The following is a 503-nucleotide window of genomic DNA, read 5'->3' as shown; positions in this document are numbered from 1 at the left end:
AAGTGTCAGGAATTTCGTGTGTGGGCGGGCGGCTGAACATTACGCCGCCATGGCTCGGATAAAGCGTTCGCCGAAGATGACGGCGAACTGGGCCTTTGCCATGGTCCACTCACGGGGCGGCATCTTCCACTCTTTCCCTGAGCGGTTCAAGATGAGGTAGAGCAGCTTGGTGGCGGCCTCGTCGCTGGGGAAATGCCCGCGGGCGCGCACGGCCCGGCGCAGCTTCGAGTTCAGGGCCTCGATGGAATTCGTGGTGTAGATGATCCGCCGGACCTCGCCGGGAAAGGCGAAGAATGGGATGACCTCGGCCCAGGCGCGCCGCCAGCTCTGGCCGATGGCCGGGTAGCGGGTGCCCCAGGGGCCGGCCTCGAACGCCGAGAGCGCCTGCTCGGCCGCCTCGGCGCTGGGCGCGCGGTAGACCTCCTTCAGCGCGGTCGCCAGCCCCTTGCGGTCCTTCCAGGAGACGAAATCCATCGAGTTTCGCAGCAGATGGACGATGCAGG

At 66.2% G+C, this 503-nt stretch carries 1 protein-coding gene; it reads right to left on the bottom strand.

Features of this window, described 5'->3' with window-relative positions:
• Window positions 1–39 precede the first annotated feature (39 nt).
• Window positions 40–503: IS256 family transposase (locus tag SP5_RS18350; RefSeq protein ID WP_042491528.1), on the bottom strand; the 464-nt coding region annotated here is incomplete at its 5' end.

The organism is Sphingomonas parapaucimobilis NBRC 15100, from assembly GCF_000787715.1.
Lineage (GTDB): Bacteria > Pseudomonadota > Alphaproteobacteria > Sphingomonadales > Sphingomonadaceae > Sphingomonas > Sphingomonas parapaucimobilis.
This window is presented reverse-complemented; position numbering and strand designations above follow the sequence as displayed.